The sequence below is a fragment of the Gluconacetobacter aggeris genome (assembly GCF_014174395.1).
Taxonomy (GTDB): domain Bacteria; phylum Pseudomonadota; class Alphaproteobacteria; order Acetobacterales; family Acetobacteraceae; genus Gluconacetobacter; species Gluconacetobacter aggeris.
This window is the reverse complement of record NZ_JABEQD010000001.1, coordinates 421,899-444,434: the sequence shown is the minus strand read 5'-3', so window position 1 is coordinate 444,434 and position 22,536 is coordinate 421,899. Positions and strand designations below refer to the sequence as shown.

Sequence of the window (22,536 nt, the reverse complement as noted above, 5' to 3'; positions counted from 1 at the left end):
TTCCCACCGCGCCGGCATGGTGTCGTTTGCCGGATCGGGGCGGAGCAGGCTCTTGAGTGAAATCATCGCGTTTCAGCGCGCCGGGCGCAAGGACGACGTGGTCTGGGCCGTTGTCGCGACCGTCGGCCGGGCCCTGCGTATTGCGGAGATCTATCCCGCCCGCCCGGCCGCGATGGCCGACCGCGACTGGCGGGAACAGCAGGTGCGGGCCTATGCGTCCTTCCTGCGCCAGACCCGCCAGCCGGTGCCCCGATACAGCGTGGCGCCCATCCGCCGCGCCGATCTGCCGCGTGCGTGGCGCCCCCTGCCCGCGCTGGGCTTCCTGCGCGGACAATTCATCTGAAAGCCTGACCGTAAATGCGCGCTGGCGGCGCGTCCTGTGCGCGTTTCCTGCGCTTCGGTGCTCACTTCCATCAAGGCCGCTCCGCTCCGATGCTCGGAAACCCACGCCGGGCGCGGCCCTCTGGGCCGCTCTCGCTCACCAGCGCACATTTCCGGTCAGGCTCTGAGACATCCGAGAAAAACAGCGCCGGATAAACGCCTCGTTCATCTTGCCTGCAGCACAGTCGCGGCTTCACGATCCGGAGTACGGGACCAAGATGCAGGATGGAGACGCCACCGCCACGATTGCCGGGGCGGTGGGTGGAACGGCCGCGCCGCGCGCGGAAATCGTCAGCCAGTATGTCAAATCGGTGCGTCTGGCGGTGCCCGGCGCGCCGGCGGTCCATGCCGCGCCGAAGGAACTGCCGAGGCTGCATCTGGACCTGGATGTCGATGCGCGGCAGGTCGCCGACGGCTCGCCGCTGTTCGAGGTCGCGCTGGTGTTGCGCTGCCAGGGGCGGACGCCGGGCGAGCAGGTGCTGTACGAGGCCGACCTGGCCTATGCCGGGCTGGTCAGCCTGCGCATGGCCGGGGGGATCGCCGCGCCGGAGGTGCTGGAGCCGCTGCTGCTGATCGATATCCCGGCCCTGCTGTTTCCGGCCGCGCGCAATCTGCTGGCGGACCTGACGCGGGATGCCGGATTTCCGCCGGTGCTGATGCAGGCGGTGGATTTTGCCGCGTTGCAGCGTGCGCGGCGGGCGGCTGCCTGACGCGCACGCCCACCCGGCGCGCATTGCATTTCCCGCGTCCTGTTCGCACATTCCCGACTGAGTCGCGGCGCGTGCCGCATTCCGGATCGAGGATGGATGACGATGACGAACGGACGTGACCTGGCACCGGTGCTGGGCAGGGTGGACCGCACGCTGGAGGCCAGTCTGGAGCGGCTGTTCGATTTTCTGCGCATTCCCAGCATTTCCGCCCAGCCCGCCCATGCCGGCGACTGCCGCCGGGCGGCGGAATGGCTGCGCGACGAGCTGACTTCGATCGGGCTGGAGGCCTCGGTGCGCGAGACGCCGGGCCACCCGATGGTGGTGGCGCACGACCGGTCGGCGGATGAATCCTCCGGGCGGCTGCCGCATGTGCTGTTCTATGGCCATTACGACGTGCAGCCGGTCGATCCGCTGGAATTGTGGGAGACGTCGCCGTTCGATCCGCGCGTGGTCCGCGACGAGGCCGGGGGGCGGATCGTCGCGCGCGGCGCGTCCGACGACAAGGGCCAGGTCATGACCTTCGTCGAGGCACTGCGGGCGCTGAAGGCCGAGCACGGCACGCTGCCGCTGCGCGTGTCGCTGGTGATCGAGGGCGAGGAGGAAAGCGGCGGTGCCAACCTGCTGCCGTTCCTGCAGGCCAATCGCGAGGAACTGCGCGCCGATGTCGCGCTGATCTGCGACACCGGGATGCTGGATGGTGGTGTGCCGGCCATCACCACCGCGCTGCGCGGCATGGTGGGCGAGGAAATCACGATCCATTGCGCCAATCGCGACCTGCATTCCGGCATTTACGGCAACGCGGCGCGTAACCCGCTGGAATTGCTGAGCTGGATTCTGGCCTCGGTGCGCGATCATGACAGCGGGCGGGTGGTGCTGCCCGGTTTCTATGACGGGGTGCAGGACCCGCCGGCCGAGGTGCGCGACCAGTGGCGTGCCATCGCGCCCTCCGACGCCGAATTCCTGGGGCCGGTCGGCCTGTCGGTGCCGGCGGGCGAGCGCGGCTATACTGCCGTCGAGCAGACCTGGTGCCGCCCCACTTTCGAGATCAACGGCATCAGCGGCGGTTATGCCGGTGACGGGTTCAAGACCGTGCTGCCGGCCCAGGCCTCGGCCAAGGTGTCGTTCCGGCTGGTGTCGGGCCAGGACCCGGTCCGCATTCGCGCGGCGTTCCGTGCCCATGTGCAGGCCATGCTGCCGGCCGACTGCACCGTTTCCTTCGCCGCCCATGGCGGGTCTTCGGCCAGTGTCGTGCCGGCGGACGGGCCGGGGCTGGGCGCCGCGCTGGCGGCGCTGGGCGAGGAATGGGGCCGTCCGGCGGTGACGATCGGCAGCGGCGGCTCGATCCCGGTAGTATCGGAAGTCCGGCAGGCGCTGGACATGGATTCGCTGCTGGTCGGCTTTGCGCGGGATGATGACCGTATCCACTCGCCCAACGAGAAATACGACCTGGTCTCGTTCCACAAGGGTATCCGCTCCTGGGTGCGGGTGCTGGAGGCGCTGGCGCGCGACCGCCGGTTCGCCGCCTGAGATGGAGGGCGGCGTGCCGCAGGTGCTGGCCCTGACGATGGGCGATCCGGCCGGGATCGGGCCGGAACTGACGGCGGCCGCCTGGCAGGCCCTGCGCGCGGGCGGGCCGGCCTTTATGGTGCTGGGCGACCCGGCATTGTATCCGGGCGTGCCGGTGCGTGTGGTGGCGGATGCGGCACAGGCGGCCGCGGTATTCGCCGAGGCGCTGCCTGTGCTGCCGGTCGGGCTGGCCTGCGCCGCGCGGCCGGGTGCGCCGGATGTGGCCAATGCGCCGGCGGTGATCGGCAGCATTGCCCGTGCGGTGGAACTGGCACTGGGCGGGCAGGCCGGGGCGGTGGTGACCAATCCGATCAGCAAGCTGGTGCTGAAGCAGGCCGGATTCGCCCATCCGGGCCATACCGAATATCTGGCCGAACTCTGCGGCGTGCCGGGGCGGGAGGTGATGATGCTGGCCTGCCCCGAATTGCGGGTCGTGCCGGTGACGATTCATGTGTCGCTGCGTCGGGCGCTGGATGGTTTGACCACGGACGAGATCGTGCGGTGCGGGCGGACGACCGCCGAGGCGTTGCGGCGCGATTTTGGTATTTCCGCCCCCCGTCTGGCCGTTGCCGGGCTGAACCCGCATGCGGGCGAGGGCGGGGTGATGGGGGGGGAGGAAGGGGAGATCATCGTCCCTGCCATCGCGGCGCTGCGGGGTGAGGGGATCGACGTGACGGGGCCTTGGCCGCCGGATACGATGTTCACGCCCACCGCCCGCGCCCGGTATGACGCGGCGCTGTGCATGTATCACGACCAGGCGCTGATTCCGCTGAAGACGATCGACATGGCGGGCGGGGTCAATGTGACGCTGGGCCTGCCGATCGTGCGGACCTCGCCGGACCATGGCACCGCCTTCGATATCGCGGGACAGGGCGTGGCCGACCCGTCCAGCCTGATCGCCGCCCTGAAGCTGGCCCGCGACATGACCCGGAACCGGAGCGCCGCATGACCCTTTCCTCCGCCTCTCCCGCGCGGGCCCTGCGCCTGGGGGTGAATATCGACCATGTCGCCACCGTGCGGAACGCGCGTGGCGGCACCCATCCGGACCCGGTGGCCGCCGCCATCGCCGCCGTGGCGGCCGGGGCGGACGGGATTACCGCCCATCTGCGCGAGGACCGGCGCCATATCCGCGATGCCGATCTGGCGCGCCTGCGGGCCGAGATCGCGGCGCCGCTGAACATGGAAATGGCCGCGACGGATGAAATGGTGGCCATTGCGCTGGATCTGCGTCCGCATGCGTGCTGCATCGTGCCCGAGCGCCGGGCCGAGATCACGACCGAGGGCGGGCTGGATGTGGCGGGCCAGGCGGCGGCGCTGGCCCCGCAGGTGCGGGCGCTGCGCGAGGCCGGTATCCGGGTTTCGCTGTTCGTCGATCCGGACCCGGCCCAGATCGCGGCCTCGGCCGCTATCGGCGCGGCGGTGGTGGAACTGCATACCGGCGCCTATGCCGAGGGCCGTGCCGGCGAGTATGAGCGCCTGCGCCGGGCCGCCGCCCAGGCCGATGAGGCCGGGCTGGAAGTGCATGCCGGCCACGGCCTGACCTATGACAATGTGGGGCCGATTGCCGCCCTGCCGCAGGTGGTGGAGCTGAATATCGGACATTTCCTGATCGGGCAGGCAATTTTCGACGGGCTGGCCGCGACCGTCGCGCGGATGCGGCAGTGCATGGACGTGGCCAGGAACGTTCCGGAACGTTGAAGGAAGAACCAGGGCTCTGCCCTGGACCCCGATCCCTAGCCAGGAGGCGGCGCGGTCATTCCATGGCCGACAGTGCCGCGCCTTCATCGGGCCGGATGCGGCTCTTCCTGCGTGGCAGGAAGAGCGCGGGGCCGACGGCCAGGAAGACGATCCCGAACGACCACAGGAAGGTGTGGCCGAATGCCGCATTGAGCGAGGCGGCCAGACTGGCCTGCGTGGCCGGGGCCAGGCTGCTCATCGCCGCCAGCCCGCCCTGGGCCACCACCGGGGAGATGCCGGAGATCTGATGGCTCAGCACCACCGCGAGCAGCGCGGTGCCGATCGAGCCGCCGACACGCTGCACCACATTCAGCCCGCTGGTCGTCCGGGCGATCTGGTGCCGTTGCACCGTGCTCATCGCCGCACTCATCGACGGCATCATGGTCGAGCCCAGCCCGAGGCCGATCGTGAACAGGACCGGTTCGATGACCCAGAATGGCGTGGTGCTTTCGATGCGGCTCAGGGCCAGCATGCCGGCCGCCACGCATCCCAGGCCCGTCAGGACGACTTTTCCGGGCCCGAGCCGGTCGGTCATGCGGGCTGCGAGGGGCATGGAGATCATCGCGCCGATGCCCTGCGCGGCCAGGAGCAGGCCGGCATCGAAGGCCGGCTCTTGCCTGACGATCTGGAAATAGAGCGGCAGGACGAGGGACATGCCGAAAAATGCGGTTCCGAACAGGAAGGTCGTCAGGGCGGAGGCGCCGATCGTCCGCTGGCCGAACATCCGGACGTCGATCAGCGGGGCGGGATGGCGCATGGCGTGGAAGACGAAGGCGGTCACGAGCACCAGGCCCGTCGCGGTGGCGATATCGCCGGCGGGCGCGCTGAAATTGCCGGCCGCCGCGATCCTGGCGAGGCCGAAGACGAAGATCGCCAGCCCGGGGGACAGCAGCAGCAGGCCCTGCCAGTCCAGGGTATGGTGCGGCCTGGCTTCGTCCGGTTCCAGGACCCGCAGGGCGGCGTAGAGCGCGATGACGCCCACCGGCAGGTTCACGAAGAAGATCCAGCGCCACGACACGTCATCGACCAGCCAGCCGCCCAGGATCGGGCCGCAGATCGGCCCCAGCAGCATCGGCACGCCGATGATGCCCATCAGCCGGCCTATGCGCCGGGGGCCGGCGGCATGGCTCAGGATCGTCATCCCGGTGGGCATGATCATGCCGCCGCCCAACCCCTGCAGCACGCGGAACAGGATCAGCGAGGGCATCGACCATGCCGCCCCTGACAATGCGGAGCCGCCGAGGAACAGGAGGATCGAGGCCATGTACAGCCGCTTGGTGCCGTAGCGGTCGGCCGCCCACCCTGTCAGGGGAATGACGGTCGCCAATGCCAGCATGTAGCCGGTCGAGATCCATTGCGTCGTGGCCAGCGAAGTCCCGAAATCTCGTGACAGGTCCCGGACCGCCACGTTGATGATCGTCGTATCGAGGATCGACATGAAGGTGCCGAGGACGACCACCGCCGCGATCCGCAGCAGTTGCGGGTCCAGCCTGTCGTCATCCGGTCGCGATGCGCTGGTGGCATTCATGAGGCGGCCTTCCGTGAAGGGGCGGGTTTCCGCTGCGCGCGGGCGGGAGCGTGCATGGGCGGGGATGAAAGTGGGGCGCCGATGTCTTTTTGCGTCTTTTTCCTCGGAAAAAGAAGCGGTTCGACCTCGGATGAGCGAATCTTTAAGGAGATTGTTCCGTGCTGCTCGTCCTGCCAGTTTCCGCTCCGGCTCTCCGTCCTGATGGCGCTGACGCTGTCGATGGATGCGCTCTGGCCGGAGCGGCATCTCCTATGGGCGGCCTTGACCGTGGCGCTGCTGTGCAGGCGACCGTTGGACCCGGTTCCGGTCCGGGCCTCGCAACGTGCGCTTGGCGCATCGCTGGGCGTGCTGCTGTCGTGCGCCTTCCTGTTTCATGATCCCTCGCGGGAGGAATTCATGCTGTTCCTGACCGGACTTGGCGTTGCGGGCATGGTGGCCAGGAAACAGAACTACATGCTCTACAGCATGGTTACGACGCCGCTGATCATGATTCTGGTCGGGGGGAAGGGCATCGGCGAATCGATCCTGGTCGACCGCCTGATCGCCACGATCGTTGGTGCGGGGTTGGTTGTCGTGGTGAATATCGTCGTTGCAAGAATGATAAGATCTTGTGAAAACAGGATATCCGGCCCTCGGGGCCCTGACGGCCGGGTTCCGGCCATAAAGCGGCCCCACGCTGTAGAGTAGAGAGACGTGGAAGCGGGAGAGTGTCATGCAGCTTTCCGGTGTCATCAACCGGTTCGGCTGGGGCGAGCGCGGCCTGGTTCTGCCGCAGGAGGCCTCGCGCGACTGGCTGGCCGCCCAGCTCCAGGGGCCGGATGAGGCCCGTTTCACGGGGGTTGGCGATACCGCCGACGGCCTGATTGCCCTGCGTACGCAGCGGCAGGAGAAGCTTCAGGGCGATCCGCTGGTCAAGCCGATTCTTCGGGCCGAGATTGCGACACAACTGGACGGCCTGCTGATGACCGGGCAGCCGTTTCGCGAGCGGCTGGCATGGTTCTGGTTCAACCATTTCACCGTCAGCCTGCGCCAGGGCAGCACGCGCGGCGTGGTGGGCGCCTATATGCGCGAGGCGATCCGCCCGCATGTGACCGGGCGTTTCGAGGACATGCTGCTGGCCGTCATGCGGCATCCGGCCATGCTGATGTATCTGGACAATGCGTCTTCCATCGGGCCGGACAGTCCGGCCGGGCGGAAGAGCCACAAGGGCCTGAACGAGAACCTGGCCCGTGAATGCCTGGAACTGCATACGGTCTCGCCCGCCGCCGGTTATACCCAGGCCGACGTGACGGCGTTCGCCGCCATCCTGACCGGCTGGGGCATCGACATGCATGCCGACAGGCCGGGCTTCGTCTTTCGCGGCAAGGCGCATGAACCCGGTGCGAAGACCCTGCTGGGGCAGGTGTTTCCCGAAGGCGAGGAAGGCGGCGTGCAGGCGCTGCATGTCCTGGGCACGCATCCGGCGACCTATCGCCACATCGCGACCCAACTGGTCGGCCATTTCATCTCCGACACGCCGGCACCGCGCGATGTCGCCCGCATCGTGTCGGTATTGCAGGCCAGCGGGGGCGATCTGGGCGCGGCATCGCTGGCGCTGGCCGACCTGCCCGATGCCGGCCGGCCCGGCGGCAAGTTCCGTGCGCCGATGGATTATGCCACCGCGGTCATGCGCGCCCTGTCGCTGGGCGGTGCGCCAAGCGGCCCGGACGACCCGCATGCCCCGGCGCATAGTCTGCTCGATGCCTTCGCGAAGCTGGGCCAGCCGCTGTGGACGGCGCCGCTGCCGAACGGATGGAGCGACCGGGCGGCGGACTGGTCCGCCCCGGCCGACATGCTGGCGCGCACCGACTGGGCCTGGCGCATGGCGGCGCATGTCCGTTCGGGCGATCCGCTGGATATCGCCCATGCCGCGCTGGGGCCGGCCCTGCGCCGGCCGACCGTGCTGGCGATGCGTCAGGCGGGATCGCGGCAGGACGCGCTGACCCTGCTGTTCTCCTCCCCCGAATTCCAGAGGCGCTGACCATGATGCTCCGTCGCCGTTCCGCCCTGCTGGGGCTTGCCGCAAGCTGGACCTGCGGGCGGGCCTCCCTGGCCCTCGCCGGTTCGGGCGGCGGCCCGGACGATCCGCGTCTCGTCGTGATCATCCTGCGCGGGGCGCTCGACGGGCTTGCCGCCGTCACGCCCTATGGCGACCCCGATATCGCGACGCATCGGCGGGATCTTCTGCTGCCCCAGCCGGGGCGGGAGGGGGGATTGCTGGACCTGGGCGGCTTCTACGGGCTGCACCCCGCGCTGGCGGGAATGCACGATCTGTATGGCGCGGGGCAGATGCTGCCGATCCACGCGGTGGCCGGGCATTATCGCAGCCGGTCGCATTTCGAGGCCCAGGATTACCTTGAAAGCGGCGCGGACCGGCGGCTGGACAGCGGGTGGCTGAACCGCGCCGTTGCCGCCCTGCCGGGGCGCGGCCGCCGCCCGGACGGCTACGGGCTGGCCATGGGCCTGTCCGTGCCGCTGATGCTGCGCGGGCCCGCGCCTGTCGGCACCTTCGCCCCGGCCGGCAGCCAGCATCCGGACCCGGCACTCTACAGCCAGATCGCGGCGCTCAACGCGGCCGATCCTGTTACGGGGCCGGCCTTTCGCGACGGGTTGAGGGCGCGTGGCTTCTCCGATTCCGTCATGGAGGCGGTCGCGCCGGCTTCGGGCGACGGGCGCAAGCCGGATGCGTTTTCCGTCCTGTCCGCCGCGGCGGGCCGCATGTTGACGGCCCCGAACGGTCCCCGTGTCGCGGCGCTGGAGATCGGCGGCTGGGATACCCATGCCGGCCAGGTCGGTCGCCTCAAGGGGCCTCTGAGCCAGCTCGATCGCGGCGTGCAGGCGTTGCGCGGGGCGCTGGGGGCGGATTGGAGCCGGACGGTCGTGCTGCTCATGACCGAATTCGGGCGGACCGTGCGCATGAACGGTACCGGCGGCACGGATCATGGCACGGCAACCGTCGCGCTGCTCATGGGCGGGGCCGTCGCCGGGGGGCGGGTCGGCGGCACATGGCCCGGCCTGCGGCAGGATCAGCTTTTCGAAAACCGGGACCTGGCGCCCACGACCGACCTGCGTGCCGTCGCGGCCGGGGTGCTGTGCGACCATCTGGACGTGCCCGGCGGCGCGCTGGCGCGGATCTTTCCGGGGACGGGGGGCGAGAGGATGCATGGGCTGGTGCGGGCCGCCTAGGAATTGTTTTTCTATGGAATTGTTTTTCTATCGTGACGGAATGACAAGGACGGTATGATCGGGCTCGCCGACATATATTGCTTCCGACTCTTCCTTCCGATGCACAGGTCCTCCACCCATGTCCCTGATGGTGCCGCCTTCGCCGCCGAGCAAACGCAAGGCGTGGACATACCAGCCGGCTGCGGCGCCGTCGTTGGTCGATCTGCTGGCCGGCGGCGAGGCCCGTCGGCGTTTCCTGCGCTACTGGGTGCGGGATAATCGTGGAAATATCTTTGACCTGACGTTCTTTTTTACATTCAGGCTGGTCCCGGCCACGTTATGTTCGCATTTTGGCGGGTGGCTGGGGCGTGTGCTGGTTCCGCGGGCCTATGCCGTCCCCCTGCAGCGTGCGCGTGCCAATCTTGAAACGCTCTTTCCCGACCATGCGCCGGATGCGATCGCGGACATGGTGGATGCCTATGTGGACTCGCAGGGGCGGCAGATGGTCGAATATTCCGCGGTGCCGCGCCTGGCCCGCAGGTCGGGCGGCGTGCGTCGCGTCGGTGTGGATCATTTGAAAACATGCCAGGATGTGCCGGTCATTTTCATGGGGCTGCACCTCAGCAACTGGGAAGTGCTGATGCAGTGCCTGACCGATCTGGGATTGAAGGTCTCGCTCAATTACGATCCGCCGCGCAGTCGGGCCCGGCACTGGATCGTGCGGCATGTACGCACGCGTGCGGGAATCGCGCTCCTGCCGCCCGGGCGCCAGGCCGTGCGGCCCGCCCTGCGGGTGCTGGAAGAAAGCGGGCAGCTTCTGGTGTTCTGCGACGAAGGGTTCAACGGCCAGATTCGGGCGCCGTTCCTGGGCCGGCCCGCCAATCTGCAAACCAATTATGCCCTGGTGGCGCGCCTGGCCCGCCGCACGGGTGCGCGGATCTGCCCGGTTTATCTGACGCGGGAAGCGGGGGTGCGGTTCACCCTGACGATTCTGGAACCTTTCGCGCTGGATGGCGCGGCGTCATCCCTGCTGGACGATGTCGAGCGCCTGAACGGGATTGTGGAACCGCTTGTACGCATGCATGCACCGCAATGGTATTTTGTCGATAATCGCCTCGTATCCTGACGATCCGGTTGCCTGCTCCCGCCGCCGGTGCATGTCCAAACAGGCTCTAAAACGATCGAATTCTCATGGGTTTGACCGGGTGGAGCCTGTCGTTCCAAAGAATTCGCGTAATACGATCCGTGTATGACTTCCTCAAAGGGAGGACGAGGCGCGGATGGATGTTATGAGGAATTCTGATAAAATACACTATTTCTTTTTCGAAATGTGACGGAAATCGGGAAATTCGCCTCATTTATTGACATCTCTGGCAGGTTGTGAATGAATGCTCGATCTCCGCTAGAGGTGTCAGGGGCTTTTTGATGCGCGCACGGTTCCTGCAGCCGGTCGAGATTGTGGAACATGTTTCCGACAACGTCCTGGAGCCGGTACATGCCGCGTATTATGCCGGTCCGCCGGGGAAATATCTGAATCTGCTGCTGCAGGCCCGGCAGGATTTTCTCTCGATATGGCGCGTCGGCGATTATCGGGAAAAGGTGTCGCAGATCCGTATCCTCGGACGACAGATCGTCCTGGTGAATGCGCCCGAGGTGATTCGCGACATCCTGGTGAAACGGCGCGACAATTACGAGCGCAAGAGCCCCCAGATGCGCCGTGCGCTGGAGTATCTGCTGGGCGACGGGCTGTTCATTTCCGACGGCCCGACCTGGCGGCAGCGGCGCGCCCTGGTCTCGGACATCGTGCACAAGGACCGTGTTCCCGCCTTCAGCCCCATCATCGAGCGGACCGCCCTGGAAATGGCGCGGCGCTGGCAGCAGATCCCCGATCGGACCACCATCGACATCCTGCCCGAAATGGCGGCGCTGACGGCGGAGATCATCTCGCGCAGCGTGTTCGGCCAGGAACTGGGCCATGCGGACACGACCGAAGTGTCCGAAAGCTTCACGCAATATCAGGCGCTGGTGGACTCGACCAATCCCGGATATTTCCTGGGGCTGGACGAGGGGCTGCCGATGATGCGCACGCCGGCCCTGCGGCGCGCGGTGGGGCGCCTGCATCATGTGATCGACCGGATCGTCGAGGATCATCTGGCCGGCCGGGGCAGCCATAATTCGATGATGGAACTGCTGATCCGGCGCCAGAAGCGCAACCCCGAGCTGGGGCTGGACGCGGTGGCCCTGCGGAACGAGGCCGCCACCATCTTCATGGCCGGGCACGAGACGACGGCGGCGACGCTGACCTGGGTATGGTATCTGCTGGCGCGCGCGCCGTGGGTGGAGCGGGCGGTGCATGATGAAATCGCCGCCGTGTGCGGCGACCGGGCCCCGACGCTGGAGGATTTGCCGCGCCTGCGCTGGTGCCAGGCGGTGATCGAGGAAGCCCTGCGGCTTTATCCCCCCGTGCCGATCCTGGCCCGCCAGAATCGCGACGCGGACCAGATCGGAGATGTCGCCGTCCGCCCCGGATCGCTGATCCTGATCGTGCCGTGGCTGCTGCACCGGACCGAGAGCCTGTTCGAGGCGCCGCACGAATTCCGGCCCGAACGCTTCATGGACGGGGCCCGGCCCGAACCCTACAGCTACATCCCCTTCGCCAGCGGTCCGCGCGTCTGTCCGGGCCAGCATTTCGGCATGACCGAGGCCATTCTCTGCCTGGCCATCCTGGCGCAGCGGTTCCGCATCGTCCTGCCGCCGGGCCAGAAGGTCGTGCCGCAATGCCGGCTGACGCTGCGGCCGCGCGATGGCCTGCCGGGGATACTGGTCCACCGGCAGCGAGGCCCCGCTGGCCATGTCGCGACTTTCCCGCCCGTGCGGGCGAGAGAGAGTGCGGCCGTCGGCTGTCCTTACTCCGCCTGACCGGCGGCCGGACGGCGTTATCGGTTCCATGGGAGCCGTATCATTGATGTTCTGACCTGGAACAGGTCAGCGATGCCGGCGCCTGCCGCCATCCGTGCATTCATCATCAACGGCGCATGTCCCTGCCGCGCGCGGCAGGAGGGCTTTCAAGGTCGTCTCTTAACCTCAGGTTATGAGAGATGGTTGTTTTTGATCATTGACGGTCAATATTATTGAATCGTAACATTGCAGTAATCTAACAAAGTCGATTCAGACAAATAGTTGACGCGGCATGGCTCATCCGGCGTCGGGCCGGGGGAGTGCTGTGTCGGCATGTTGCGCATCTGGCAGGAGAAGACGAAATGACTGTTCGGCGGTGGTCGACGCAGGGCCCGCGTATCAGGGCCAGGTTGCTTCGCACAACGGCGATCGCGGGCCTTGCGGTGGTTTCGGTCGTTTCCTCGGCGGGCGCCAAGGTCGTGACGCCTGCCCATAAGCAGCATGCGAAGAAGGCGCATCCCGGCACGGCGGCGCAGCCTGCCACGTCCATTGCCATGCGGCCTGCTGCCGTGCAGCATCCCCGCCGTGCCGCGCCGGTTCATGAAGACCCGGAAGCGATCCAGGTCGAGGCATCGCGCGTCCGCAGCCACGGCGCCGAGGTTGCCGTCACGCGTGCGGTGATGGATCGCTTCGTTGCCGGCACGAACCCGATGCAGATTCTCTCCCTGACGACACCGGGGGCCAATTTCGCTTCGACCGATGCCTTCGGCCTGGATACGTACGGCAATACGTTCTACGTGCGCGGCTTTACCCAGATGCAGATCGGCGCGACGCTGGACGGCATTCCGCTCGGCACCCAGGGCTTCGCCAATAACAACGGCGTGTCGATTACCCAGGCAATGATCCAGGACGATCTAGCGGGCATGACGATGTCGCAGGGGGCCGGCGCGCTGGATTCGTTCTCGGCGCAGAATCTCGGCGGCGCGATGACCTACACGACCTCCGACCCCAAGGACAAGGCCGGCGGCAAGATCAGCCAGACATTCGGCAGCTATAATGCCTATCGCACCTATGGGCGCGTGGACAGCGGCATATTGAACCCGACCGGCACGAAATTCTATGCCTCCTTCGCCCGCACCAATACGAATCTGTGGAAAGGGCAGGGCTATCAAAGCGAATTGCAGGCCGATGCCAAGGTCGTACAGCCGGTCGGCGACCGGGGCAGGATAACCGCCTTCTTCGGCTACGGTAATTTCACGCAGGGAAATTACCTGACCATGACGAAGAACATGTGGCAGAAGATGGGCCGCTATTCGACCTATCTGAAGCCGGATTACGAAAAGGCCAAGCTCTGGGCCTATTATGCGCAATATACCAGTGATGTCCCGCCGGGGTACGAGGGTATCCTGTCCAATGACGAGATCGGCGATTATGCCTGGGATGCGTCCCAGGTGCAGCGCACCTATCTCTCGGCGGTCACGGGACATTTCGACCTGTTCAAGAATGTCGCCTCCGACACGGTCGCCTATGGCGATATCAGCAGCGCCATCCATGGCGGCACCAATAATTTCGTGACCTCGCCCAGCTACGGGGTGCCCGCCCTGCTGGCCGACGGCACGGTTTCGGGCGTGCCGATGGCCTTGCAGATGGCCCATGCCGCCATGCGCCGCCTGGGCTTCACGCAGAAATTCTCGATCGAGGCGCCGCACAACAACCATATCGATACCGGCCTGTGGTACGAGAACAACCAGTGGATCTATAACCAGCGCCTGTATGAGGATTATCTGCACGACGCGCATAACTGGAACTCGGACTTCAAGCCCAGCCAGGCCCATACATGGTATGACGATACGTACAACACCAATACGTTCCAGTTCTTCCTGCAGGATCGCTGGACGATCATCCCCGGCATGACCCTGCTGGCCGGGTTCAAATCCCTGACCCAGACGACCCATGGCGGCACGAAGAAGGATTTCACCAGCCAGCTCGATGCCGAAGGCTGGAACACCTATTATCGTCATGCGGCAACCGGAACGCTGACCGCGTCGTCGGCCTTCCTGCCCCATTTCAACTTCGATTACCATTTTCTCGATCATCACGAATTCTACTGGGATATCGCCGAGAATATGCGGGCTTACGATTATTACTCGCAGTCGGGGAGCGGCACGGCGTGGGGCGGCCTGGGAAATGCCAAGCTGACCGCCCAGCAGGTCTTCGATGCGAATACGAAGGTGCTGCGGCCGGAACGGACATGGAACTATATCGTCGGATACCGGTATGATTCGCGCATCTTCTCGGGAACGGTCGATTTCTATCATACCGATTACTACAACCGCCTGGCCTCCATCACCGAAGGCAGTTCCGCGACGGCGCACAGCGCGTATCTGAATGTCGGGCGGGAGACCATGAACGGGGCGGATGTCATGGCGACGGTCCGCCCTGTGCGGGGGCTTGAAATCACCAACAGCTTCAGTTGGAACGACGCGCAATATCAAAGCCGTTCCATCAATTATGGCGGTACGACATACAGCCTGAAGGGCAAGCACCAGGTCTATTATCCGAAGTTCATGTACAAGGCGAACCTGAACTATACCTGGCGCCAGGTGATGTTCAATTTCAACGCGAATTATATCAGCTCGCGCCCGATGACCTATCTCAACGACCAGTATATCCCGGCCTACTGGGTGACGAACCTCAACCTGGCCTATAATTTCGGCCGGATCGGCTTCGCGCAGAATCTCAAGGCCACCCTGGGGGTCACCAACCTGTTCGACAAGAATTACATCGGCGGTGTCTATGGCGCGGCGTCGGTGTCGGGCGATGACAATGCCAATCTGTTCGTCGCGGCGCCGCGCGAATATTATGGCACCATCTCGGCTGAATTCTGATGCCGGTCGCAGGCCGGGCCCGCATGGCCCGGCCTTCTGTCCCTGCCTGCGCCCGAGGATGAGCGTCGCGTGAGAAAGATCCTGCTGCTTTCGGCCTGTCTTGCCATCCTGCCATGGGCGGCCATGGCGGGGGAGCCTTCCGCCCCCGGCGGCGGTATCGCCCCCGACATGCCGGACCATTTCCAGGTGGAGGATGCCAGCTTCGATCATGTCCGCCGGGATGTGATGATTCCCATGCGGGACGGCGCGAAGCTGCATACGGTCATCATCATTCCCAAGGGGGCCCATGGTGCGCCGATCCTGCTGACGCGCACCCCCTATAATGCCGACCACATGGTCGCCTTCGCCTCCAGCGGCAATATGGGGCCGATGCTGGAAGGCTATGACAACATGCCGGATGTGATCGCCGATGGCGGGTATATCCGCGTCATCCAGGATGTGCGGGGCAAATACGGGTCGGAGGGGCGGTATGTGATGAACCGCCCGCTGCGTGGCCCGCTGAACGGTAGCGCGGTCGACCATGCCACCGACACCTGGGACACCATCGAATGGCTGGTGCATAACCTGCCTGAAAGCAACGGCAAGGTCGGCATCATCGGCGTATCCTATGACGGCTATACCGCCATCACGGCGCTGTTCCATCCGCATCCGGCGCTGAAGGTCTCGGTGCCGATGAACCCGATGGTCGATGGCTGGATGGGCGACGACTGGTTCCATAACGGCGCGTTCCGCGAGGAAATGCTGCCCTATATCTACGAGCAGGACGGCACACCGAAGAATACGGCCACCTGGTGGGCCAGCCAGTACGATTCCTACGACGTCTTCCTGCGCGCGGGGTCGGCCGGGGCGGCGGGCCGCGTGCGCGGCATGGACCAGATCGGCTTCTTCCGCCAGATTCTGGCCCATCCGGCCTATGACGATTGGTGGCAGCAACAGGCGCTGGACCGGCTGCTGCCGCGCGAGGGGCTGACGGTGCCGACGCTTCTGGTCCATAGCCTGTGGGACCAGGAGGATAATTACGGCGCCATTGCCCTTTATCATGCGTTGGAAAAAGATCCGGCGGCGGCGTCGCGCCTCTGGCTGGCCGTCGGTCCGTGGAACCATGGCGGCGAGATCCGCGAGGCCAGCACGCTGGGGCCGGTCAAGCTGCGGTCCGACACCGGCCTGTATTTCCGCAGGAATATTCTGGAACCGTTCCTGGCCCATTACCTCAAGGATGGCAGCGTCCCGCTGCCCGCGCGCGTCACGGCGTTCCGCACCGGTGACAATATATGGGAGAACGCGGACGCGTTGCCGCCACGGGACTGCGCTTCGGGCTGTACCACGCTGCATCTCGAACCCGGCCAGGGGCTCGGCGCGCAGGCGCCGGGCGCCGATGCGGGGGTTGCGCGCTATGTGTCCGACCCCGATCATCCGGTGCCCTATGTGGCGCGCCCCATCGTCTCGAAGGGGCGTCCGGGCTCGAACTGGCGGGACTGGCTGGCGACCGACCAGCGCAACATGGCCGCGCGCCCCGATGTGCTGAGCTTTACCTCGCCGGTGCTGACGGCGCCGTTCGTCGTCCGTGGCCAGCCGCATATGCATCTGACGGCCGCCACCACGGGCACCGATGGCGATTTCGTCGTGAAGCTGATCGACGTCTATCCGGATGAAGTAGCCGATCAGCCCGAAATGGGCGGGTATCAGCTCATGATCAGCGCGGATATCCTGCGCGGCCGCTATCGCGAGAGTTTCGCGCAGCCGCATCCCATTCCGGCCAATGTCGCGCAGGCCTATGACATGGTGCTGCCGCTGGCGAACCATACGTTCCTGCCGGGGCATCGGATCATGATCCAGATCCAGTCGAGCTGGTTCCCGCTCTATGACCGTAATCCGCAGACCTATGTGGAGAATATCTTCCTCGCCCCGAAGGAGGCCTATCGTCCGGCCACGGTCAGCGTCGATCTCGCCCGGAGCTGGCTGGAGGTTCACGGGGCCCCGGTGAAGGGGCACTGATCGTTCGCCGCCTCGGGGGCGCTTTTTCTCTCTTGTGCATCCGGTGCCGCTTCGCGCAGATTTCGTGCCTGCGGGTTCGCGGCGAAGGATCATGGCATGAACAGGCGGTTCCTCGCCCCCGGTGATCCGGCTCCGTGGTTCACCCAGCGCTGCACCACGCCGTCGGGCCGGTACAGTTTCGACATGGCGGCCGGTCGTTACAACCTGCTCTATTTCTTTCCATCCGCCGCCGGTGCCGATATCGGCGAGCGCCTGGAACATCTGGCCGGCGATCCTGTCTTCGACGGGGTACGCTGCCAGCTCTTCGGCGTCAGCGCCGATTCGGACGACGAGCTGTCGGGGCGGCTGCACGCGCAGCCGCCGGGGGTACGGCATTTCCTGGATGCGGACCGGCTGGTCGCCGGCCATTATGGCGTGCCGGCCGGCGGCAGGGGGCTGGTGCTGGTGGACCCCATGCTGCGGATCGCCGCGATCGCGGACGATGAACCCTCCTCGGTCAGGCAGGTCTTGTCCTTCCTGCGGCACCTCCCGGACGCCCTGGCCGTGCAACGGCAGGTACCGACGCCCGCCCTGATGCTGCCCGGCGTGCTGGAGCCCGCGCTCTGCGAGATGCTCATCCGCTATTTCCATGGGCAGGCCAGCGTGCAGTCGGCCATCTTTACCGAGCCGGAACCGGGGCGGTCCCTGCCCGTGACGGATATCGGCTTCAAGAGCCGGCGGGACTGCGTGCTGCGCGATCCGGCGCTGGTCGCCCAGCTTCAGCATCGTGTCATACATCGTATCGTTCCAGAAATATCAAAATATTTCCAGTTCCAGGTCACGCGCATGGAACGCATGATCGTGGCCTGTTATGACGCCGCCGACCATGGGTGCTTCGGCCCGCACCGTGACAATACGGTTACGGCCACGGCCCATCGCCGCTTCGCCGTCTCGATCAATCTCAATGACGATTTCGAGGGGGGCGGGCTGAGCTTTCCGGAGATCGGTCCGGCGCGATATACCGCCCCCCTGGGCGGGGCGACCGTGTTCTCCTGCTCGGTCCTGCATGCGGTCGCCCCTGTGACGCGGGGCTGCCGCTATGCCTGCCTTCCCTTTCTCCACGACGCGCCGGGGGCTGCGAGGGCCTGACCGGAAATGCGCGCTGGTGGCGATCCGACGCGCGTTTCCTGCGCTTCGGTGCTCGGAAACACATGCCGGGTGTGCCGCTTCGCGGCACTCTTGCTCACCAGCCCACATTTCCGGTCAGGCTCTCATCCATAATGATGCAAATTTGCAACATGATTCGGTCAAGGCGATCGACCATGAGAATGGCAGTTGCTTGCGAAAGCTGGCTGCTGATACGAGCTTGACGGAGTGGTCAGGTTCTCCGGAATTATTGTGAATTTTCGATGATTCCGGGGATTTTTGTTTCCTCTTCCCTTCATGACAAGAAAAAGGCCGTCCTGTACATGGTCACACGTCTTCGCCTGAGTGTTCTTCTTGCCAGTACTGCCGTCGCCGGTCTGACCGGTGTGGCGGCGCGCGCCCAGACGACCAGCGTTGCCCCCAGCGCCACGGCAACGGCGTCGACGCCTGCCGCTTCGGCGGCCACGCCGGTCCAGGGCGAACCGAAGACGGAGGTCGTCAACGTGACCGGCCGCACCGCGCTGACCCGTTCGCCCGGCGCAGGCCTGATGCGGGTGGAAAAGGACCCCAAGGCGATCCAGACCATCACGCGCGACTTCATCTCGAAACAGTCGCCGACCACGAACATCCAGCAGATCCTGAAGATGCTGCCCAGCGCCAACGTGATGGATCAGGATTCCTTCGGCCTGTATTCCGGATCGACGATGGTGCGCGGCCTCGACCAGACCAATATCGGCTGGACGCTGGACGGCATGCCGCTGAACGATATCGGCGGCGGGCAGTTCTATTCGAACGAGGTGCTGGAGGCCGAGGATCTGGAGACGGTTTCGCTGCTGCCCGGTTCGGTCAATCTCGACAGCCCGATCGTCAGCGGTGCCGGCGGCCTGGTCGAGGCGACGATGAGCAATCCTTCGCACAAGATGGGTGGCCTGCTCGATATCTCGTTCGGTTCGTTCGACATGACGCGCCAGTTCCTGAAGCTGAATTCAGGCGATATCGGCAATAGCGGCGTGCGGTTCATGTTCGCCTTCAGCCATACCAAGGCCAACAATTATCGCGGCCCCGGCCTGTCGGAGAAATTCCATTACGACTTCAAGCTCGTGAAGGATTTCGAGAATGGAAGCCATACCGGGCTGACCGTTTCCTACAACGACCAGGTCAATGATTCGTTCCTGAACCCCAGCCTGTCGCAATATCGCACGACCGGCTACAGCACGAACTACGATGCCAATTACGGCGGCATCAAGGATACCAACTACTACCGGCTGCACGTCAATCCGTTCCGCAATGTCGTGGCCATCCTGCCGACCCATATCGTCATCAACTCGCGTCTTTCGATCGACGATTCGGCCTATTTCTGGCATGGTATCGGCAACGGCACCGGGGCCAGCACCCTGACCGAAGGCAAGACCTATTACGGTGGACAGTATGTGCCGGTCGACCTGACCGGGGACGGGCGGGTGACGAACGGCGCCAGCTATCTGGCGCTGACGCCGTCGAACCAGGAGCAGTTCCGCCCCGGCAATACGATCAAGGTCAATTACCAGCTCGGCAGCCATCATCATCTGACGGCCGGCTGGTGGTACGAATATGCCAACCTGCTGCAATATTCGCCCGTCGGCAGGGTCGATCAGGCAACCGGCGAGCCGTACAATATCTGGGGTACCAATGCCCTGGTCAAAATGCCGAACGGCCAGCCCTACAATTATCGCGACTTCCTGAGCCTGTCGCAGGTCAACATGCTGTTCATCGGCGACAGCATGGATTATTTCGATCGCAAGCTGCATATCGACCTGGGCTTCAAGGAAGCCATGGTGACGCGGCGGGTCTATAACTACGTCACCGGTCCCGGCGGCACCTATAACCGCAACCTGCATGTGGCCGAGCCGCTGCCGCAGATCGGCATTGCGTGGAACTTCAACCGCCACCATCAGATTTTCGTGGATGGCGCGACCAACTTCAAGGTGCCGTCGAACACCTCGCTGGTCGATTATTACTCCAATACCTCGGCGGCGCGTACTCAGCGCGGCGGGGCTTCGGTGCCGCAATATTCGATCTCCGAGGAAATCGGCTATCGCTATAATGGCGATACGGTCATCGGCAGCGTGTCCTTCTTCAACTACAACATGACCAACCGCCTGCTGACCCTGACCCAGTATGACCCTGGGAGTGGGCCGGGTGGAGCCAGCTACAGCCAGACCGTCAATGCCGGTGGCCAGACGTCGCGCGGCGTCGACGTGCAGGTGTCGACGCGTCCGATCCTGTATCATCTGCGCCCCTATGCCTCGTTCGAGTATCTGAGCGCGCGGATCGACAACAATATCGGGACGACGGGTATTCGCAATGGCGTCCCCATCGCCGATTACCTGCCGACGAAGGGCAAGAACCAGATCAACAGCCCGAAAGTGATGGCGGCCCTCGGCCTGGATTATGACGACGGGCGCCTGTTCATCGGCGCGCAGCTGAAATATGTCGGCAAGCAGTACGCCACGCTGATGAACGACAGTTCGATCCCGAACTACATCACCGATGCCGTCAATATCGGCTATCGTTTCGGCAGCCTCGGGTTCCTGAAGTCGCCGCAGATCCAGCTCAACATGACCAACCTGACCAATGCGAAGTTCCGCAGCGGCGTCTACACGTTCCAGAACACGCTCAATGGGGTGACGGGCGTGAGAGGCAGCACCATTGCCGGTGCGCAGCCTGTCTATTACCTCCAGACGCCCTTCACGGCGGTCGTGACGGTCTCGACCGGCTTCTGATCCATGCGGCGCCCTTCGGGGCGCCGTTCAGGGAAGTCTGGGTTCTGAAAAAGCCTTTCAGCGAACGGGTTCGTTGAAAGGCTTTTTCATGTCCGACAGGCGCGGAAAAGCGTCATCCTGCTCGTCCTGCGCCATGAAGATGTCTCCTTATTTTCCCGTGCCGCCTACCGTGAGGCCGGTCATCTTCAGGGTCGGCTGGCCGACGCCGACCGGCACGCCCTGTCCGCTTTTGCCACAGGTGCCGATGCCGGGGTCCAGGGCCATGTCGCCGCCGATCATCGACACCTTGGTCATCGCGTCGGCGCCGTTGCCGATGAGGGTGGCGCCGCGCACCGGGGTGGTCACGCGGCCGTCCTCGATCAGATAGGCTTCCGAGGCCGCGAAGACGAACTTGCCGGAGGTGATGTCCACCTGGCCGCCGCCGAAATTGACGGCGTACAATCCGCGCCGGGTGGAGCGGATCATCTCCTCGGTCGTGGCGTTGCCGCCCAGCATGATGGTGTTGGTCATGCGCGGCATCGGCGCGTGGGCGTAGGATTGGCGCCGCCCGTTGCCGGTGGGGCGCACGCCCATCAGCCGCGCGTTCATCCGGTCCTGCAGATAGCCGGTCAGGATGCCGTCCTCGATCAGCACCGTGCGGCCGGAGGGGGTGCCCTCGTCATCGACCGTCAGGCTGCCGCGCCGCTCGGGCAGCGTGCCGTCATCGACCACCGTCACGCCCGGGGCGGCGACGCGCCGGCCCATCAGCCCGGCGAAGGCGGAGGTGCCCTTGCGGTTGAAATCGCCTTCCAGCCCGTGGCCCACGGCCTCGTGCAGCAGGATGCCCGGCCAGCCGGCGCCCAGCACCACTTCCATCTCGCCGGCCGGGGCGGGGACGGCATCGAGATTGACCAGGGCCATGCGCAGGGCCTCGTCCACCGCGCCCTTCCACACCGCCTCGTCGAGCAGGCGGGTATAGGCATAGCGCCCGCCCATGCCGTGGCCGCCGCTTTCGCGCCGTCCGTCGCGCTCCACCACCACCGACACGTTCAGCCGCACCAGCGGGCGCAGGTCGGCGACGCGGGTGCCGTCGCCCCGGACGATCTGCACCGCCTGCCATTCCGCCGCCAGCGAGGCCGAAACCTGCACCACGCGCGGATCGCGGCCCCGGGCGTAGGTGTCGAGCGCCGACAGGAGGGCGGCGCGGGACGCGAAATCGGTGTCGCCCAGGGGGTTGGCGTCGCCATAGAGGCGCTGGTTGGTGGCCTGCGGGGCCGCCGCCATGGTGCCGGAGCGGCCGGCGCGCACCTGCGTCACCGTGTCGGCGGCACGTTTCAGGGCGGATTCGCTCAGCTCGTCGGAATGGGCGAAGCCGGTTTCCTCGCCCAGGATCGCGCGCAGGCCGAAGCCCGACGAGGTGTCGAAGGTGGCGGTGCGGATCACCCCGTCATCCAGCGAGATGAATTCGCTCTCGCGATATTCCAGGAACAGTTCGCCGTCATCCATGCCGTCCAGCGTGCGGCGCACCAGCGCCTCGGTCCCCGACCGGTCGAGCGTGGCGCCCGCGCGGTCGAAGAACAGCCGGTCGGTCGCCGTCAGCGGATTCAGGATCTGGTCGGTCAAGGTCATCGGGGGCGGACTCCGGACGGTGCGCGGGAACGGGAGGGCAGGGTGGGTGATGCCCTGCCGGAATTCATAATCGTATTCCGATGTGGGACGAAAGCGCGCGCTTGACCAGTGCCGCCATCGTCCGTCCGTGGGAT

16 protein-coding genes are annotated in these 22,536 nt (G+C 65.5%); 14 read left to right on the top strand and 2 right to left on the bottom strand.

From position 1 onward, the window contains the following. The first annotated feature begins 52 nt into the window (after positions 1–52). From HLH36_RS01965 to HLH36_RS01945, 5 genes are all read left to right on the top strand, one after another. Complete coding sequence (locus tag HLH36_RS01965) at positions 53–343, top strand: hypothetical protein (protein WP_182984789.1); 291 nt, start codon at positions 53–55, stop codon at positions 341–343. 256 nt (positions 344–599) lie between these two features. Next, positions 600–1,091, top strand: a complete 492-nt coding sequence (locus HLH36_RS01960) for a protein-export chaperone SecB (RefSeq protein ID WP_182984788.1) — start codon at positions 600–602, stop codon at positions 1,089–1,091. A gap of 96 nt (positions 1,092–1,187) precedes the next feature. Next, the gene (locus HLH36_RS01955) at positions 1,188–2,618 is read left to right on the top strand and encodes a dipeptidase (RefSeq protein WP_182984787.1); all 1,431 of its coding nucleotides are present in this window, start codon (positions 1,188–1,190) and stop codon (positions 2,616–2,618) included. Position 2,619: 1 nt separating this feature from the next. Further along, positions 2,620–3,606 carry a 4-hydroxythreonine-4-phosphate dehydrogenase PdxA gene (gene pdxA, locus HLH36_RS01950; RefSeq protein WP_182984786.1) on the top strand — a complete coding sequence of 329 codons (987 nt, stop codon included), beginning with the start codon at positions 2,620–2,622 and terminating at the stop codon, positions 3,604–3,606. Next, positions 3,603–4,355 (top strand): pyridoxine 5'-phosphate synthase, encoded by a 753-nt coding sequence (locus HLH36_RS01945; RefSeq protein ID WP_182984785.1) that lies wholly within the window; start codon positions 3,603–3,605, stop codon positions 4,353–4,355. Before pdxA ends, HLH36_RS01945 begins: the two co-directional genes overlap by 4 nt. 55 nt (positions 4,356–4,410) lie before the next feature. On the opposite strand, the gene HLH36_RS01940 is transcribed toward HLH36_RS01945, so the two are convergent. After that, positions 4,411–5,922, bottom strand: a complete 1,512-nt coding sequence (locus HLH36_RS01940; RefSeq protein WP_182984784.1) for a DHA2 family efflux MFS transporter permease subunit — start codon at positions 5,920–5,922, stop codon at positions 4,411–4,413. A 201-nt stretch (positions 5,923–6,123) separates the two neighbouring features. Between HLH36_RS01940 and HLH36_RS01935 the strand changes: the two genes are divergently transcribed. From HLH36_RS01935 to HLH36_RS01895, 9 genes are all read left to right on the top strand, one after another. Further along, on the top strand, positions 6,124–6,609 hold the full coding sequence (locus tag HLH36_RS01935; protein ID WP_182984783.1) for an FUSC family protein: 486 nt from the start codon (positions 6,124–6,126) through the stop codon (positions 6,607–6,609). A 25-nt stretch (positions 6,610–6,634) separates the two neighbouring features. Continuing rightward, positions 6,635–7,942 carry a DUF1800 domain-containing protein gene (locus tag HLH36_RS01930; RefSeq protein ID WP_182984782.1) on the top strand — a complete coding sequence of 436 codons (1,308 nt, stop codon included), beginning with the start codon at positions 6,635–6,637 and terminating at the stop codon, positions 7,940–7,942. Between the two features lie 2 nt (positions 7,943–7,944). Next, positions 7,945–9,147 (top strand): DUF1501 domain-containing protein, encoded by a 1,203-nt coding sequence (locus tag HLH36_RS01925; protein WP_182984781.1) that lies wholly within the window; start codon positions 7,945–7,947, stop codon positions 9,145–9,147. Between the two features lie 118 nt (positions 9,148–9,265). Further along, positions 9,266–10,252, top strand: coding sequence for a lysophospholipid acyltransferase family protein (locus HLH36_RS01920; protein ID WP_220792658.1), 987 nt, complete (start codon positions 9,266–9,268; stop codon positions 10,250–10,252). Between the two features lie 299 nt (positions 10,253–10,551). Then, a complete protein-coding gene (locus tag HLH36_RS01915) occupies positions 10,552–12,045 on the top strand; it encodes a cytochrome P450 (protein WP_182984780.1) in 1,494 nt (497 codons plus the stop codon). 341 nt (positions 12,046–12,386) lie between these two features. Continuing rightward, positions 12,387–14,912: a TonB-dependent receptor domain-containing protein gene (locus HLH36_RS01910; RefSeq protein ID WP_182984779.1), complete on the top strand. Its 2,526-nt coding sequence runs from the start codon at positions 12,387–12,389 to the stop codon at positions 14,910–14,912. A gap of 123 nt (positions 14,913–15,035) precedes the next feature. Next, positions 15,036–16,907 carry a CocE/NonD family hydrolase gene (locus HLH36_RS01905; protein WP_182984959.1) on the top strand — a complete coding sequence of 624 codons (1,872 nt, stop codon included), beginning with the start codon at positions 15,036–15,038 and terminating at the stop codon, positions 16,905–16,907. Between the two features lie 96 nt (positions 16,908–17,003). Continuing rightward, positions 17,004–18,035: a redoxin domain-containing protein gene (locus HLH36_RS01900; RefSeq protein ID WP_182984778.1), complete on the top strand. Its 1,032-nt coding sequence runs from the start codon at positions 17,004–17,006 to the stop codon at positions 18,033–18,035. 320 nt (positions 18,036–18,355) lie between these two features. Beyond that, positions 18,356–20,794 carry a TonB-dependent receptor gene (locus HLH36_RS01895; RefSeq protein ID WP_182984777.1) on the top strand — a complete coding sequence of 813 codons (2,439 nt, stop codon included), beginning with the start codon at positions 18,356–18,358 and terminating at the stop codon, positions 20,792–20,794. 147 nt (positions 20,795–20,941) lie between these two features. On the opposite strand, the gene tldD is transcribed toward HLH36_RS01895, so the two are convergent. Next, a complete protein-coding gene (tldD, locus tag HLH36_RS01890; RefSeq protein WP_182984776.1) occupies positions 20,942–22,402 on the bottom strand; it encodes a metalloprotease TldD in 1,461 nt (486 codons plus the stop codon). Positions 22,403–22,536 lie beyond the last annotated feature (134 nt).

Bases quoted from the DNA above. Each gene is read 5' to 3' on its own strand.
- HLH36_RS01960 (WP_182984788.1), top strand. From the start codon at position 600: ATGCAGGATGGAGACGCCACCGCCACGATTGCCGGGGCGGTGGGTGGA.
- HLH36_RS01955 (WP_182984787.1), top strand. From the start codon at position 1,188: ATGACGATGACGAACGGACGTGACCTGGCACCGGTGCTGGGCAGGGTG.
- pdxA (WP_182984786.1), top strand. From the start codon at position 2,620: ATGGAGGGCGGCGTGCCGCAGGTGCTGGCCCTGACGATGGGCGATCCG.
- HLH36_RS01945 (WP_182984785.1), top strand. From the start codon at position 3,603: ATGACCCTTTCCTCCGCCTCTCCCGCGCGGGCCCTGCGCCTGGGGGTG.
- HLH36_RS01940 (WP_182984784.1), bottom strand. From the start codon at position 5,922: ATGAATGCCACCAGCGCATCGCGACCGGATGACGACAGGCTGGACCCG.
- HLH36_RS01935 (WP_182984783.1), top strand. From the start codon at position 6,124: ATGGCGCTGACGCTGTCGATGGATGCGCTCTGGCCGGAGCGGCATCTC.
- HLH36_RS01930 (WP_182984782.1), top strand. From the start codon at position 6,635: ATGCAGCTTTCCGGTGTCATCAACCGGTTCGGCTGGGGCGAGCGCGGC.
- HLH36_RS01925 (WP_182984781.1), top strand. From the start codon at position 7,945: ATGATGCTCCGTCGCCGTTCCGCCCTGCTGGGGCTTGCCGCAAGCTGG.
- HLH36_RS01920 (WP_220792658.1), top strand. From the start codon at position 9,266: ATGTCCCTGATGGTGCCGCCTTCGCCGCCGAGCAAACGCAAGGCGTGG.
- HLH36_RS01915 (WP_182984780.1), top strand. From the start codon at position 10,552: ATGCGCGCACGGTTCCTGCAGCCGGTCGAGATTGTGGAACATGTTTCC.
- HLH36_RS01910 (WP_182984779.1), top strand. From the start codon at position 12,387: ATGACTGTTCGGCGGTGGTCGACGCAGGGCCCGCGTATCAGGGCCAGG.
- HLH36_RS01905 (WP_182984959.1), top strand. From the start codon at position 15,036: ATGGCGGGGGAGCCTTCCGCCCCCGGCGGCGGTATCGCCCCCGACATG.
- HLH36_RS01900 (WP_182984778.1), top strand. From the start codon at position 17,004: ATGAACAGGCGGTTCCTCGCCCCCGGTGATCCGGCTCCGTGGTTCACC.
- HLH36_RS01895 (WP_182984777.1), top strand. From the start codon at position 18,356: ATGGTCACACGTCTTCGCCTGAGTGTTCTTCTTGCCAGTACTGCCGTC.
- tldD (WP_182984776.1), bottom strand. From the start codon at position 22,402: ATGACCTTGACCGACCAGATCCTGAATCCGCTGACGGCGACCGACCGG.